Origin of the sequence: Cryobacterium sp. M23, assembly GCF_002929655.1 — a bacterium.
Classification (GTDB): domain Bacteria; phylum Actinomycetota; class Actinomycetes; order Actinomycetales; family Microbacteriaceae; genus Cryobacterium; species Cryobacterium sandaracinum.
In genome coordinates, this window is the sequence record NZ_PJJV01000082.1 from 152,312 (window position 1) to 167,066 (window position 14,755).

Below are 14,755 nucleotides of genomic sequence, written 5' to 3' on the forward strand. Positions count from 1 at the left end.
CCAATTCGACGGAGATTTTGCGACACGAGGCCGCTTGCGAGCTGTTTCGAACCCGTTTTGGGCAAAATCTCCGTCGAATTCGTCAGGGGTGCGGTTCTGGGCGGGCGGCGGACGGACACCGAGCGAAGGCTTACCCTGAGGTAATGCGATTCGCACGAATGCGCCGAGGCGGCGAGACCCTCGGCGTGAGCCGGCCGCGGCTGTCCCGAGAGGTCTACGTGCTCGGCGTGATCGCGTTCTTCGTGATGGTGGGCTTCGGCGTCGTCGTGCCGGTGCTGCCCGTCTACGTGCGCAGCTTCGGGGTCGGCTACCTGGAAATCGGCGTCGTCGTCTCCGCGTTCGCGCTGATGCGCTTCGTCTCCAGCCCGTTCACCGGGCGCCTGATCGACTGGGCCGGCGAACGCGTGATCCTCGCCTCCGGCATCGGGATCGTCGCCGTTTCCAGCGGGCTGGTCGGCGTGGCCCAGAACTATCCGCAGCTGCTGCTCCTGCGCGGAGCCGGCGGCGTCGGTTCGGCCATGTTCACGGTGGCGGCCATGACTCTCCTGCTCGGCTCCACGGCACCGGGATTCCGGGCCAGGGCCATCGGGTTCTACCAGGGTGGGTTCCTGCTCGGCGGGATGGCCGGCCCCGCGCTCGGCGGACTCCTCGCCACGATCTCGCTCACCGCGCCGTTCTTCTTCTACGCCGCGACGCTCGCCGTTGCCGGCATCCTCGGGCTCGTGCTGTTGCGCCCGGTGCGGGGTGGGGTCGTCGCCGCGGCCGGCCCGGCGCCCGAGCGCATCCCGTTCCGAACGGTGCTGCGGGACACCCGGTTCCGCGCGGCGTGCATCGCCAACTTCTCCACCGGCTGGAACTCGTTCGGCGTGCGCAACGCGCTGATCCCCGTGCTGGTCGTCGAGGTGCTGCGGGGTCCTACCGTCTGGACCGGCATCGCCTTCGCCTTCGCGGCCGTCGCCCAGACGGTGGCACTCGCGCCGGCCGCGCGGTTCGTCGACACTGTGGGCCGTCGCCCGGCCATCATCGGGGCATTCCTGGTTGCCGGGCTCACCATCCTCGCGGTCCCGTTCGCGCCGAACATCATCGTGCTCACGGCGCTGCTTTGCCTCTACGGCGTGGCCTCGGCGTTCATGGGCACCGCCCCGGCCGCATCCGTCGGCGACGCGGCCGGCGCCGGTGGCGGTCGACCCGTGTCGGTCTTCTCGATGTTCTCCGACCTGGGTGCCATCGTCGGTCCGCTGGCGGCCGGGTTTCTCGTTGACAGCGCGTCCTATCCGGTAGCCTTCGGCGTCGGTGCCCTGCTGTTCTTCGCAACCTCCGCCTATGCGCTACGGATGCCGCGGCAGGCCCGCCCGGCGTAGTCCCGCCCCGAGAGAGGTCGAATGCAGCTACGAAACTGTCACCAATAAATAGTGACAGACACTCGACTTCATGTGCGCAACGAGGTATCCTCGTAACATGACGAACCTCGCGGAAGACCTCAGGCAGGCGGCCGACGCCGTCGCGCTGTTGGGTTCCTCGAGCGCCGACCTCGCAGCCCTTCCCGACGCCGAGGCGCTGGCCGGCCAGAAGCGAATCGCATGCGCCCGCCGTCTGCTCGACACCTATGCCGCGCTGATGGCCGCAACCATTGCTGACCGTTCGCGGCCGGAGCTCGGCCATTCGGGGTTGGCGGCGCAGCAGGGGTACTTGTCCCCGGAAGCCCTGATCCAGAACTGGACGGGCTCGTCCAAAGGTGACGCCTACAAACTGGTCGCAGTCGGCACGATGATGGCCGACACCGAGGCGGCCGAGAAGCTGGTCAAGGAGGCGCTCTCGTCGCCCGACACGGATGCCGCCGAGGTCGCCGAATTCGTCGCGAAGGTGCCGTGGCAGGCGCCGATCGCCCGGGCCGTCACCGCCGGCACGCTCTCGGTCGACGCGGCCGAGTCGATCCGCGCCGGCCTCGGCCAGATCGACGCCGCCGTCACCGCCGAGAAGCTCGGAGCGGCGCTGGAGTCCCTGCTGGCCGAGGTGTCAACGTTGAACGCCGACGAGGTCTTCAAACGCGCAAGACGGATGCGTGACCACCTTGACGAGGCCGGCATCGCCGCCCGGGAGAAGCAGGCCCACGACGACCGCTACCTGAAGGTCTACCGGCTCAGCAACGGGAACGTGCGCCTGAACGGCCTCTTCGCCCCCGAAGACGGCGAGTTCGTGCTTTCGACCTTTGACTCCATCACCGGCCCGCGCCGCGGCGGGGTGCGATTCGTCGATAAGGAGCGGGCCGCCTGGGCCGAGAAGATGCAGGACGACCCGCGCAGCAACGAGCAGATCAACGCGGACTCGCTCGTGCAGCTGCTCACGATCGCCGGCGAGGCCGACCCCGGCCGCGTGTTCGGCGGGCGACGCCCCTCGGTGCGCGTGATCGTGACCGAAAAGGCGCTCAAGACGGGGCAGACGGTGCAGGCCGGGCAGACCGGGCCGGATCAGGCGGCCGAACCCGCCGCGCACGGGCAGATCGAGGGCAACCCCGTCCCGATCTCGCAGGACACCATCGACCGGTTGCTCTGCGACACCGGCACCCGTGGCATCAAATTCGACGAAGACGGTCAGATCATCAACGTCGGCCGTGACGAACGACTCTTCACCGAGGCACAGCGCGCCGCGATGGCAGTGCGTGACGGCGGATGCCTTTGGGTCGGCTGCGACCGATCACCGGCCTGGAGCGAGGCCCACCACATCAGTGAGTGGCTCACGGACAATGGGTACACCGACCTCGCCAACGGAGTGCTGCTGTGCCACCCGCACCATTTGCTGCTGCATAATCAGCACTGGAAGATAACCCGCACCAAAACCCAGTACTGGCTGCGTCCACCGGCGGAAGTCGACCCGGAGCAGACGCGTATTGTGTTGCAGAGCAAGAGGACAGGGCTGTAGGGCGGGGGTCTGGCCTTTGGTCTCGACAGGCTCGATCAGCGTCGCGGGAACCTCCGGAGGATTGGTCGCCGGGTCTTGACAAGCTCGACCAGCGTCGGGGGAACCTTGGGAGGGTTCGTCACCTGGTCTGACAAGCTCGGCCGGCGTCAGGGGAACCTTGGGGCCGGGATCCTCCCGGCTCAACCCGGCTCAACCCGGCTCAACCCGGCTCAACCCGGCTCAACCCGGTTCTGCACGGTCCTGCCCGATGCGGCCGCCAGCGCCAGCGCACCGACTCTCCCCGAGCAGTTCCCGGTGCAGCATCGCGGTTGCCACGTTATCCTTCGGGAACCTCATCTCGGCCACGGCGCCGAGCACGACCAGGGAGACTCCGGTCCTCTCGGCAAGCAGGATGGTGCCCAGCGGGAGGGCGGCGAACTTCGCCAGGAGCAACTGGCAGCGCCCGATCGGGTTGGAGACCAGGAGGTCAATGGTGCCTCGGGTATCGGCGCCTGCCCGGACGTCGGCCACGGCATGCCCAACAGCAACCGGATGGTCGTCGTCTTTCCGGCGCCGTTCGAGCCAAGGCAGCCTGACTGTGCGGCGGCCGTCCTCAGCGCAGTTCTGCGCGGCCCGAGATGACGCCGCTGACCGTGGCCACCAGGGCGAAGATCACGGCGACCACCGGCAGGCCGAGGTCCCACCAGGCCAGCGCGGCGGCCCCGAAGACGCTGATCTCGACGATGGCCTTGCCGAACGGGTCGAGGCGGAAGACCGCCTTGGGCGAGCGGAACAGCGCCCAGAGCACAATGGCGAAGGCAGGGGCCAGGATGCCCATGAGCACGCCCGGCCACGGCAGCGGCCACGCGGTGAAGCCCCAGATGCCCAGGCTGATGAACGCGAACAATTCGAGCAGGAAGCGCACGATGTCGTTGGGGCTGGTACTGGTCGTCGCGCTCGTATCGGTCACTCGCCCCATCCTACCGAGAGGCGGGAGGCTACCTGAAGATGATGGTGCGGGCGCCGTCGAGCAGGACCCGGTGCTCGGCGAACCAGGTGACCGCCTGGGTCAGGGTGCGGCTCTCCTCGTCCTGTCCGATGGCGACGAGTTCGGCCGGGCTGCGCGAGTGGTCCACCCGCACGACGTTCTGCTCGATGATCGGACCCTCGTCGAGGTCGCCCGTGACGAAGTGGGCCGTCGCCCCGATCAATTTCACCCCGCGGGCGTGCGCCTGCTTGTAGGGGTTGGCGCCCTTGAACCCGGGCAGGAAGGAGTGGTGGATGTTGATGGCGCGGCCTTCCAGCAGCGTGCAGAGTGCGGGGGAGAGGATCTGCATATACCGGGCGAGCACCACGAGCTCGATGTCGTGCTCGGTGATGGCATCGACGACGCGAGTCTCGAAGGCCGCCTTGCCGGCGGCATCCGTCACCGGACGCGACTCGAACGGCACCCCGTAGAAGCCGACCAGGTCGCGCAGCGTGCCGTGGTTGCTCAGCACCAGCGGAACCTCGATAGGCAGCTGGCCCCCGCGCTGGCGAAAGAGCATGTCGTTGACGCAGTTTCCGGCGGTCGAGGCCAGGATTAGGGTGCGCTTGGGACGCCCGACGACATCGATGACGGATTCCATGGCGTATCTGCGCACGACCGGGGCGAGCTCGTCCTCGAGATCAGCCTGGCTCGCCGCGGATTCCACCTGCAGCCGCATAAAGAACCGGCCGGTGTCGGCGCTGGTGAACTGCTGGCTCTCGGTGATGTTGCCGCGCGCCCGCACGATCGCGCCGCTGACCGCGTGCACGATACCCGGCTGGTCGACGCAGACGAGAGTGATCACCCAATGGTGGCGCGGGTTCGGTGCAAGGGAAGAGGTCATCGGACTAGGTTACCGGCCCCCTGCCGCACACTCGGCCCGTCGGCTAGGCTAGATAGCGGTCGGCGCAGCACGCCGGCCCCGGGCGCGCACGTCGGCGCGCAGTCGATCCGGACCGGCCCGCGGCACACCCGCGCTGCCCCTGTTCCCGTCTGTGAGCCACAGAGCCATGTCATTCACCGCACCTATCAACCTGCCCTCGCTGGAAGCGGCGGAAGCGCCGCACGCGCCGGAGAGCATCGCGGCCGCCGCCCGACCCTTCCCCTGGGTGGGCCTGCTCGCCCTGGCCGCCGCCGTCTTCCTCTCCGTCACCTCCGAGATGCTTCCGACGGGCCTTCTACCCGACATGAGCCGGGCGCTCGGGGTCACCGAGGGACAGGTCGGTCTGCTCGTTTCCTGGTTCGCGTTCACCGTGGTGCTCACGAGCACCTCGCTCGCCCACCTCACCCGCCGCCTGCCGCGGCACGGTCTGATTGTGCTCGTGCTCGTGGTGCTGGCGATCAGCAACGTGCTCACCGCCATCGCCCCCAACTACGCCTTCATGGTCGGCGGGCGCATCATCGGCGGAATGGCCCACGGCCTATTCTGGGCCGTCGTCGGCGCCTACGCCGCGCACCTCGTGCCGCGGGAACAGATCGGCCGCGCCGTGGCCATCACCGTCTCGGGCGGCACGCTCGCCTTCGTGTTCGGGGTGCCCATCGCCACCGCCGCCGGGCACCTGCTCGGCTGGCGGCTGTCGTTCCTGGCCCTCGCCGCCCTCATGCTGATCGGCGCGGTCGTCGTCTGGCGGTTCCTGCCGCCGGTGTCGCACTATGGTGCTCGCGTGACGGATGCCGCGGCAAGCGATCCGACCGCGGCCGGCAACGCGGGGGCCGCCGCCGCACATACCGCCACTGCTATCGCTGAACCGCGTCGCGACCCGACCATGCGCGCCGTGATCCTGCTTTCCGTGATCACCGGCCTGACCATGGTCGGGCACTACACGTTCTACACGTACATCGCCCCATTCCTGATCGACGAGATGGGCGTGGACTCCGGCGCGGTCGCCCCGCTCCTGTTCGCCTATGGGATTGCCGGCGCGGTCGGCCTGGTGCTCTCCGGCACGGTCTTCGGCCCCCGGCCGCAGCTCGGGCTCGTCATCGGCATCGCCGTGTCGGCGCTGAGCGTGACCGTGCTGGCCCTCTTCGCGGCGACGCTGCCGGTTGCCATCACCGCCTTCGTGCTCTGGGGTCTGGCCTTCGGCATGCTGCCGCCGCTGCTGCAGACGCGGCTGCTGCGTACGGCCTCGCTCCGCATCCGTGACACCGCCAGCGCCATCTATACGACCGCGTTCAACGCCGGGATCGGCGGTGGCGCCCTTCTCGGCGCCGCGCTTCTCGGCTCGGCCGGAATGCAGGCCGTGCCGCTGGTCTACGTCGGAATCCTGGTGCTGGCCTTCGTGCTGGTGATCGTCAGCGACGTCGTCGTGCGCCGCCGGGCGGCCTGACCGACGGCGTGTCGACCTGAAACGGCTGAGACGACATGATTGAGGGGCGCGGAAGCATCCGCACGCCTCAATCGTGTCGGTTCACCGGCCGCCGGTGTACGGGACCGCTGCGAGGATCTCGATCTGGATGCTGACGTTGGTCGGCGTCGTGTACGCGACGGTGTCGCCGACGTGGGTTCCGATGATGGCCTGGCCGATCGGTGACGAGGGGGAGTACACGTCTACCTTCACTTCAGGGTCGAGGGAGACAAGTTCACGCTCGCCAAGGAGGAACACGGTCGCCCGGGTGTCGCCGGAGAGCATCGCGGTGATCCTCATCCCGGGCTCGACCAGGCCGTCGTCCGGTTTGACCGAGGCCTCGGCCTGGCGGAGGGTCGTGCGCAGCTCCCGGATTCGCTCGGACGTGGCCGCGTTCGGGGTGGGGTCGCTGCCCAGCACAGCGAGTTCCTCGATCAGGAGGGCGAGCGAGCGGGGTGGCAGCCACACCGATTCGGTGGTCATAGAGTTCTCCGTAAATCGCGAGGCAATCTGCCGCGCAGTGATCAGTCGGCCATGCTAGCCGCCCCGGCTCCACGCATGGGGGAATCGGCGATCGGTGGCGTGGCGGCTACTCCTCGCGGTCGGTGTCCTTCCGGTCGGCGCCCCGCAGCTGGTCCGACAGCGGGCGGCTGGGAAGGATCGGCACCTGGCCGGTGAACCCCTCGCGGGCGCTCGCGATCTCGAGAATGCGGCCGCGGCAGGCGTACCAGCCCACGATCAGCAGCGGGATGATGATCACGAGCGAGCTGATCGTGAGCGTGCCGACCGGCCAGTCGAAGGCCATCAGCACGAGCACGGCGACGAGGAAGACCAGGCTGGCGTACCCCGAATACGGTGCTCCGAACATCCGGAACGCCGGTCGCCGCAGGATGCCGAGCTTCGACCAGGCGTGCAGGCGCAGCTGGCAGAGCACGATCATGCCCCAGGCGCTGATGATGCCGATGGCGGCCATATTCAGCACGATCTCGAAGGCCTTGTCGGGCACGACGGCGTTCAGGGCGACGCCCAGCAGGGTGACCACGCCGGTGAGCAGGATGCCGCCGAACGGCACACCCGTGCGGCTCACCTTGCCGGCGAAGCGCGGCGCCGATCCCGCCAGCGCCATCGACCGCAGGATGCGCCCGGTCGAGTACAGGCCCGCGTTGAGCGAGGACAGGGCCGCGGTGAGCACAACCAGGTTCATGATCACGTCGACGCCGCCGACGCCGATGGTGCCGAAGAACGTGACGAATGGGCTCTCGCCGGCCTTGTACGCGGTGTAGGGCAGCAGCAGGGAGAGCAGCAAAATCGAGCCCACGTAGAAGACGGCGATGCGAATGATGACGGTGTTGATCGCCTTCGGCATCACCTTCTCCGGGTTCTGGGTCTCCCCGGCGGTCGTGCCGACCAGCTCGATCGAGGCGTACGCGAAGATGACGCCCTGCACCACGAGAACGGATGCGATCAGCCCGTTCGGCAGCCAGCCCCCGTTGTCCCCGATCAGGCTGAAGCCCGTCTCCTGGCCGGGGATCGGCGTGCCGAAGATGACCATCCAGGTGCCGACCAGCAGGAAGGCCACGATGGCGAGCACCTTGATCAGCGCGAACCAGAACTCGAGTTCGCCGAACACGCTCACTGACAGAAGGTTCAGGGACAGCACGACGGCGAGGGCGGCGAGCGCGTACAGCCACTGCGGCACATCACCGAAGGGTGCCGAGTACTTCGCGAAGAAGTTCATGTACAGCGCCACGGCCGTGACGTCGACGATGGCGGTCATCACCCAGTTCAGCCAGTACAGCCAACCGGTGACGAACGCCGTCTTCTCGCCGAAGAACTCGCGGGCGTAGGAAACGAACGAGCCCGACGAGGGGCGGTGCAGCACGAGTTCGCCGAGCGCGCGCAGGATCAGGAACGCAAAGAAACCGCAGATCGCGTACACGAAGACGAGGGAGGGCCCGGCGATGGCCAGGCGTCCTCCTGCCCCGAGGAACAGGCCGGTGCCAATGGCCCCGCCGATGGCGATCATCTGCACCTGGCGGGCCTTGAGGCCCTTGTGCAGCCCCTCATCCTCGTGCACATTGAGGGCGTCCGAGATGTGCTCGAACGGCGTCTCCACGCCACGACCGTGGTATTCGGGGTGGTCAGGTTTAAGGGGGAGTTGTGGCTTCCGGCTTGCACGCGTCATGGGGCTCTTCCGATAGATCCGGTTTTGGCCAACCCTAGCCGCCCCCGCACGGGGTCGGCGTCCACGGCCTCCGGTAGACTGACTCGATATTCTGACTTCACGAGAGCCGGGAGGCCGCATGGCGACAATCCTCCTGACTTTTGTTGCCCTATCCGCGCTCACCCCGATCCTCACGCGGTGGCTCTCGCTGCGTGTTTTCTACGTCATCGCATTGCTCCCCGCGACCGTCTTCGGTTATACCCTCACCCAGACCCGGGCCGTGTCGAGCGGCGGAGCGATCACCGAGAGCGTCCCGTGGATTCCCGCGTTGGGTATCTCGCTCTCATTCCGCGTCGACACCCTCGCCTGGCTGCTCGCCCTCGTCGTGACCGGGGTCGGCGCGCTCGTGCTGGTCTACTGCGCCCGCTACTTCAGCGCCGACGAGCCGGCGCTCGGGCGCTTCGCCGCGGTCCTGCTGGCGTTCGCCGGCGCGATGTACGGCCTGGTGACATCCGACGACATCGTCGTCATGTTCATCTTCTGGGAGATCACGAGCGTGCTCTCCTACATTTTGATCGGGCACTACACGTTCAAACGGGCGAGCCGCGGCGCCGCCCTGCAGGCGTTGCTGGTGACCACCTTCGGTGGGTTGATCATGCTGGTCGGGGTCGTCATCCTCGCGGTGGAGGCCGGAACCACGTCGCTCGCAGCGATCGTCGCCGACCCCGTCACCGGCCCGGCTACCACCTGGTCGATTGTGCTCATCCTGGTCGGCGCGCTGTCTAAGTCCGCGCTCGTGCCCTTCCACTTCTGGCTGCCGGCCGCGATGGCGGCGCCCACCCCGGTGAGCGCCTACCTGCACGCGGCCGCGATGGTCAAGGCCGGCATCTACCTGGTGGCGCGCCTCGCTCCCGGCTACGCCGACACTCCGGGCTGGATGCCGGTGCTCGTCACCCTCGGCGTCGTCACCATGCTGGTCGGCGCGTGGCGTTCGCTGCGCCAGTACGACCTCAAGCTGGTGCTCGCCTATGGCACGGTCAGCCAGCTTGGGTTCCTGATGGTCGTCGTCGGCTTCGGCACCCGGGATGCCGCGCTCGCCGGGGTGGCACTGCTCCTCGCCCACGCCCTCTACAAGTCGGCGCTGTTCCTGACCGTCGGCATCATCGACCACCGGGCCGGCACCCGCGACTGGCGACAGCTCTCCGGCGTGGGGCGCAACGCGCCCGTGCTGGCCGTGATCGCCCTGCTATCGGTCGCATCTATGGCCGGTATCCCGCCGCTGCTCGGCTTCGTCGCCAAGGAGTCCGTGTTCACGGCATTCCTCGAGGCAGGCCTGGCCGGCGACGGATGGGGCTGGGTGGCCCTGGTCGGCACCGTGGTCGGCTCCGTGCTGACGGTCGCCTACAGCGCCCGCTTCTTCTGGGGTGCCTTCGGCACCCGGGTCAGCCTCGCAGACACCGCCCTGCACCCCGCCCGCTGGGACTTCCAGCTGGCGCCGGGACTGCTCGCCGTGGCCACCCTCCTGCTCGGCCCCCTCGTCTTCCTGCTCGACCCGGTGCTGGCCTCCTACGCCGACACCGTTCCCGGCGGCGGCGACTACCACCTCGCGCTCTGGCACGGCTTCGAACCGGCCCTCGCCCTGAGTGCCGTTGTTCTCCTGCTCGGCGCCGTGCTGTTCTGGAAGCGGCCGGGCGTGGCCCGGCTGCAGGGCACGGTGCCGGCCTACATCGACGCCGGTCAGGGCTACGGCTCCACCGTGCGCGGCATCGACCGGGCCGCGGCGCGCATCACCCACTTCGCCCAGCAGGGCGGGTTGCCACAGTACCTGTCCACCATCCTCGTCGTCTTCGTGCTGGCCCTGGGCTTCGCGGCCTTCGTCAACCGCAGCTGGCCCGAGGAGGTCGTGCTCTGGGACTACCCGGGCCAGGTCGTGATCGCCCTCATCATGGGCGTCGCGGCGGTGATGGCGGCTCGCGTCGGTGAGCGCATCACTGCCGTGCTGCTGGCCGGCGTCACGGGCTACGGCCTCGTCGCGTTCTTCGCCTTCCACGGCGCTCCCGACCTGGCCCTGACGCAGGCCCTGGTCGAGACGATGACCGTCGTCGTCTTCGTGCTGGTGCTGCGCCGGCTGCCGCAGAAGATCGCCCAGCACAACCGGCCGATGCACCGGCGGCGGCGCGTGCTGATCGGCGTGCTGGTGGGCGCCGTGATGGGCACCATCGGCGTGATCGCGCTCGGTGCACGGGAGGCCCCAAGCATCGCGGCGGAGCTTCCGCGCCTCGCGGTCGAGGAGGGGCACGGACGCAACATCGTGAACGTGATACTCGTGGACATCCGTGCCTGGGACACGATGGGTGAGATCTCCGTGCTGATCGTGGTGGCCACCGGCGTCGCCAGCCTCCTCTTCGTCTCGGGCCGCAACGCGGTCGTGCCCCGGCTGCGCGATTCCCGCAAACGCCGGTCGCTGCCGCACCGTCGCAAGGTCGTCGCCGACCCGGCCGCGTCCTCCGAGGGGCATGCGGTCACTCGCCAGTCCTGGCTCCTGGCCGGCCGTACGGTTGCCGAGAAGGACCGGTCGATCATGCTCGAGGTGCTCGTGCGGCTGCTGTTCTACCCGGCCATGATCGTCTCCGTCTACCTGCTCATCGCCGGCCACAACGCTCCCGGCGGCGGCTTCGCCGGCGGCCTGATCGCCGGGCTGGCGCTCGTCTCCCGCTACCTCGCGGGAGGCCGCTACGAGCTGGGCGAGGCGGTACCCGTCGATCCCGGCAAGATCCTCGGGCTCGGCATCGTGCTGGCGGTCGGGATGGCCGTGGTCTCGCTCTTCTTCAGCGGCATCCCGCTGGAATCCGCCTACTTCGAAACCACGGTACCCGTGCTCGGCCCCCTCTCTTTCGGCACCTCCACCATCTTCGACATCGGCGTGTACCTGGTCGTGGTCGGTCTCGTGTTGGACATCCTGCGCAGCCTCGGCAGCGAGGTCGATCGACAGCAGGAAGCCGGCGAGACCGAGCCGCACCCGCAGTCCGAGCAGGGCGCGGTGGTAGCCGGATGAGCGGCTCCCTCACCCTCGTGATCGTGATGGCGGTCCTGTACGCCGCCGGCGTCTACGTGATGCTGGAGCGCAGTCTCACCCGGGTGCTGATCGGATTCCTGCTGGTGGGCAACGCCACGAACCTGCTGATCTTCATCATGAGCGGCCGCCCCGGCAACGCGCCCATCGTCACCGGCACGGCCGCCGACGCTGCGATGGTCGACCCGGTGCCCCAGGTGCTCATGCTCACCGCCATCGTGATCAACTTCGGCATCACGGCGCTCATCCTCGCGCTGATCTACCGGTCCTGGTGGCTGGCCCGGCTGGGCGACGAGGGTGACACGGTCACCGACGAGCATGCGGCCGAGACCGTGGCAAGCACGGAGGAGTCCTTCCGCTCGGTCACCGAGGACGAGGCAGCCAGCCAGGAAGACCTCGACGCGAGCGAGCGCGAGAGCGAGCTCGGTGCCCCTGCCAACGCGCCGGACAAGGGGATGAAGCTATGAATCTCCTCGTTCCTCTGGTCGTCACCATCCCACTGCTCGGAAGCGCTCTGACCCTCGCCCTCGGCCGCCGTCGCCCCCAGCAGATCGTGGTCAGCGTGATCGCCCTGACGCTGGTGGCGATCATCGGCGCGGTCCTGCTGGTGCAGGTCGATCAGATCGGCCCCGCCGTCGTGCACGTGGGCGGCTGGGATGCGCCGTGGGGCATCGTGCTCGTCGTCGACCGGCTCTCGGCGATCATGCTTCTGGTCTCCGCGCTGATGCTGCTCGGCGTGCTCCTGTTCGCCGTGGGGCAGGGCATCGTGGACGGAGACCGGGAAACCCCGGTTTCGATCTTCCATCCCACCTATCTCGTGCTGGCGGCCGGGCTGTTCAACGCGTTCATCGCGGGGGACCTGTTCAACCTCTACGTTGGTTTCGAGATGCTGCTCTCGGCTAGTTACGTGCTGTTGACGCTCGGCGGAACGGGTGCGCGCATCCGTGTCGGTGTCACCTACATCGTGGTGAGCCTGGTCTCCTCCATCCTGTTCCTCAGCGCGATCGCCCTGATCTATGGGGCCACGGGCACCGTCACCATGGCGCTCATCGCCGAGCGGGTGGCGGACCTCCCGCCGGACGTGCAGCTGATCCTCAACCTGCTGCTCCTGCTGGCCTTCTGCGTGAAGGCCGCAGTGTTTCCGCTGTCGTTCTGGTTGCCCGACTCCTATCCCACGGCCCCGGCGCCGGTCACTGCGGTGTTCGCGGGGCTGCTCACGAAGGTCGGAATCTACGCGATCATCCGCACCCAGACCCTGCTCTTCCCCGAGAGCCCGCTGTCGGTGCCGCTGATGGTGGTGGCGTTGCTGACCCTGATCGTGGGCATCCTCGGGGCGCTCGCGCAGGCGGACATCAAGCGGCTGCTGTCGTTCACGCTGGTGAGCCACATCGGCTACATGATCTTCGGCATCGCGATGGGCACGCCGCTGGCGATCGCGGCCACCATCTTCTACGTCGTGCACCACATCACGGTGCAGACGACCCTCTTCCTCTGCGCGGGGCTGATCGAGCGGGTGGGCGGCACCACCTCGCTGGCCCGGCTCGGCGGACTGTTGACGGCGGCGCCGTTCGTGGCCTTCCTGTTCTTCGTTGGGGCGCTCAACCTCGGCGGCATCCCGCCGTTCTCGGGCTTCCTCGGCAAGATCGCCCTCTTCCAGGCCGGCGCGGACATCGCCGAACCGGTGACCTACATCCTGATGGGCGCCGGCGCCGCCACCTCGCTGCTCACGCTCTACGCCCTGGCCCGCGTCTGGAACATCGCGTTCTGGCGGGGGGCCGGCGAGGTCGAGGACTACGAGTCGCCGATGCTCGATGCGCTCCTGGACGACCCGGACGACGAGGGCACGGTCACGACGCGCACCATCTCGCCGCTGATGACCGGCGCGACGACGGCGCTGCTGCTGCTGACCGTCTCACTCACCGTGTTCGCCGGGCCGGTGTTCGCGTTCACCACCCGCGCGGCGGCCAACATCGAGAACCCGGCCACGTACATCGACGCCGTCTTCCCGAACGGCACGCCATGAGCACCCCGAAGCAGCGCCTCGTCGCCATCGCCAACCAGGCGCCGCTGTTCCTGGGGCTCGTGCTGCTGTGGATGCTGCTCTGGGGCTCGTTCTCCTGGCTCAACCTGCTCACCGGCACGCTGCTGGCCACCCTCGTCTCCGTGGGCTTCTACCTGCCGGCCGTGGAGCTGGGTTTGCGCCTTAACCCGTGGTACACCGTGCTCTACCTGATCCGGCTCGGGTTCGACATCGTCCGGGGCTCGCTGCAGGTGGCCGTCCTCGCGCTCTCCCCGCGCTACACACCCAGCAACGCGATCGTGGCGGTGCACCTGCGCACCCGCAGCGACTTCATCCTGACGCTGACCGGGGTGTCGACGTCCATCGTTCCCGGGGCGATCGTGGTCGATGTGGACCGGGTGCAGTCCACCCTCTATCTGCACGTGCTGAACGTGGCGCATCCGGAACAGGTGGAGCGGTTCCGGAACGGCGTGCTGGCCGAGGAGCGCCGGATCGTGATGGCCCTCGGGTCCCGGGAAGACGTGGAACGGCTCCACCGGGTGAGCGGCGAGGACCGGAGTGAAAAAGACCAGCGCGCACGCGACCAGCATGCGAATGAGAAACTGAAGCGGGGAGGAACCGCCTGATGCATATCGTTGCCGTCATTGCCGGGGTGCTGTTCGGGGCCGGTGCCCTGTGCGCCCTCTATCGAATCGTGCGAGGACCGACCGTGCTGGACCGGGTTATCGCCTCGGATGTCCTGGTCGCGACCGTGATCTGCGCCATGGGTGCGGAGATGGCATTCAACCGGCACACCGACACGCTGCCGGTGCTGCTGGTCCTCGCCCTCTTCGCGGTGCTCGGCTCGCTGAGCGTCGCCCGCTTCCTGCCCGTGCGGGACACCGAATGAGCGACGAACTGCGCGACGTGATCTCGGCTGTCCTGGTGCTCGCCGGGGCCGTGATGTGCCTCGCGGCCGGAATCGGCGTCATCCGTTTCCCCGACGTACTATCGCGGCTGCACGCCGCCACCAAACCGCAGATCTTCGGCTTCATGGCGATCACGGCCGACGTCGCCCTGAACAACTTTACCGTGGGCACCGTCACCCTCGTCATGGCCATCGTCGTGTTCCAGGCGTTGACCGCCCCGGTCGCAGCGCACATGGTGGGCCGGGCCGCCTATGACACCCACCATGTGCGCGTCGACGTGCTCATAATCGATGAGCTCGGCACCCGGCCCGACTGATAAG

Annotated in this window: 14 protein-coding genes; 9 read left to right on the top strand and 5 right to left on the bottom strand. The window is 68.3% G+C overall.

Annotated elements, in window-relative coordinates; all coding sequences use genetic code 11:
* The first annotated feature begins 143 nt into the window (after positions 1 to 143).
* Together CXY82_RS16235 and CXY82_RS16240 are read left to right on the top strand one after the other, a co-directional pair.
* Positions 144 to 1,361, top strand: a complete 1,218-nt coding sequence (locus tag CXY82_RS16235) for an MFS transporter (RefSeq protein ID WP_233199387.1) — start codon at positions 144 to 146, stop codon at positions 1,359 to 1,361.
* Between the two features lie 97 nt (positions 1,362 to 1,458).
* Positions 1,459 to 2,919: a DUF222 domain-containing protein gene (locus CXY82_RS16240; RefSeq protein WP_158252212.1), complete on the top strand. Its 1,461-nt coding sequence runs from the start codon at positions 1,459 to 1,461 to the stop codon at positions 2,917 to 2,919.
* Between the two features lie 219 nt (positions 2,920 to 3,138).
* On the opposite strand, the gene CXY82_RS18185 is transcribed toward CXY82_RS16240, so the two are convergent.
* The 3 genes from CXY82_RS18185 to CXY82_RS16255 all read right to left on the bottom strand — a co-directional run bounded on the left by CXY82_RS18185 (position 3,139) and on the right by CXY82_RS16255 (position 4,769).
* Positions 3,139 to 3,429, bottom strand: coding sequence for a hypothetical protein (locus CXY82_RS18185; RefSeq protein WP_104171816.1), 291 nt, complete (start codon positions 3,427 to 3,429; stop codon positions 3,139 to 3,141).
* A gap of 82 nt (positions 3,430 to 3,511) precedes the next feature.
* Complete coding sequence (locus CXY82_RS16250; protein WP_233199388.1) at positions 3,512 to 3,868, bottom strand: YrdB family protein; 357 nt, start codon at positions 3,866 to 3,868, stop codon at positions 3,512 to 3,514.
* Positions 3,869 to 3,896: 28 nt separating this feature from the next.
* On the bottom strand, positions 3,897 to 4,769 hold the full coding sequence (locus CXY82_RS16255) for a formyltetrahydrofolate deformylase (RefSeq protein ID WP_104171818.1): 873 nt from the start codon (positions 4,767 to 4,769) through the stop codon (positions 3,897 to 3,899).
* A 166-nt stretch (positions 4,770 to 4,935) separates the two neighbouring features.
* Here CXY82_RS16255 and CXY82_RS16260 point away from each other — a divergent pair, with 166 nt between their 5' ends.
* Positions 4,936 to 6,252, top strand: coding sequence for an MFS transporter (locus tag CXY82_RS16260; protein WP_104171819.1), 1,317 nt, complete (start codon positions 4,936 to 4,938; stop codon positions 6,250 to 6,252).
* An 81-nt stretch (positions 6,253 to 6,333) separates the two neighbouring features.
* Here the strand turns inward: CXY82_RS16260 and CXY82_RS16265 are convergent, their stop codons facing one another.
* Positions 6,334 to 6,753, bottom strand: a complete 420-nt coding sequence (locus CXY82_RS16265) for a GreA/GreB family elongation factor (RefSeq protein ID WP_104100180.1) — start codon at positions 6,751 to 6,753, stop codon at positions 6,334 to 6,336.
* Between the two features lie 106 nt (positions 6,754 to 6,859).
* The gene (locus tag CXY82_RS16270; protein WP_104171820.1) at positions 6,860 to 8,455 is read right to left on the bottom strand and encodes an amino acid permease; all 1,596 of its coding nucleotides are present in this window, start codon (positions 8,453 to 8,455) and stop codon (positions 6,860 to 6,862) included.
* A 118-nt stretch (positions 8,456 to 8,573) separates the two neighbouring features.
* Here CXY82_RS16270 and CXY82_RS16275 point away from each other — a divergent pair, with 118 nt between their 5' ends.
* From CXY82_RS16275 to mnhG, 6 genes are read left to right on the top strand one after another with little or no spacing between them, the layout of a single operon-like run.
* On the top strand, positions 8,574 to 11,489 hold the full coding sequence (locus tag CXY82_RS16275; RefSeq protein WP_104171821.1) for a Na+/H+ antiporter subunit A: 2,916 nt from the start codon (positions 8,574 to 8,576) through the stop codon (positions 11,487 to 11,489).
* Positions 11,486 to 11,974 (top strand): sodium:proton antiporter, encoded by a 489-nt coding sequence (locus CXY82_RS16280; RefSeq protein WP_104171822.1) that lies wholly within the window; start codon positions 11,486 to 11,488, stop codon positions 11,972 to 11,974. Before CXY82_RS16275 ends, CXY82_RS16280 begins: the two co-directional genes overlap by 4 nt.
* Positions 11,971 to 13,530, top strand: coding sequence for a Na+/H+ antiporter subunit D (locus tag CXY82_RS16285; RefSeq protein WP_104171823.1), 1,560 nt, complete (start codon positions 11,971 to 11,973; stop codon positions 13,528 to 13,530). The genes CXY82_RS16280 and CXY82_RS16285 overlap by 4 nt, the downstream gene beginning before the upstream one ends.
* Complete coding sequence (locus CXY82_RS16290) at positions 13,527 to 14,153, top strand: Na+/H+ antiporter subunit E (RefSeq protein WP_104100175.1); 627 nt, start codon at positions 13,527 to 13,529, stop codon at positions 14,151 to 14,153. Before CXY82_RS16285 ends, CXY82_RS16290 begins: the two co-directional genes overlap by 4 nt.
* Positions 14,153 to 14,416 carry a monovalent cation/H+ antiporter complex subunit F gene (locus CXY82_RS16295; protein WP_104100174.1) on the top strand — a complete coding sequence of 88 codons (264 nt, stop codon included), beginning with the start codon at positions 14,153 to 14,155 and terminating at the stop codon, positions 14,414 to 14,416. Before CXY82_RS16290 ends, CXY82_RS16295 begins: the two co-directional genes overlap by 1 nt.
* Positions 14,413 to 14,751: a monovalent cation/H(+) antiporter subunit G gene (gene mnhG, locus CXY82_RS16300; protein ID WP_104171824.1), complete on the top strand. Its 339-nt coding sequence runs from the start codon at positions 14,413 to 14,415 to the stop codon at positions 14,749 to 14,751. Before CXY82_RS16295 ends, mnhG begins: the two co-directional genes overlap by 4 nt.
* Positions 14,752 to 14,755 lie beyond the last annotated feature (4 nt).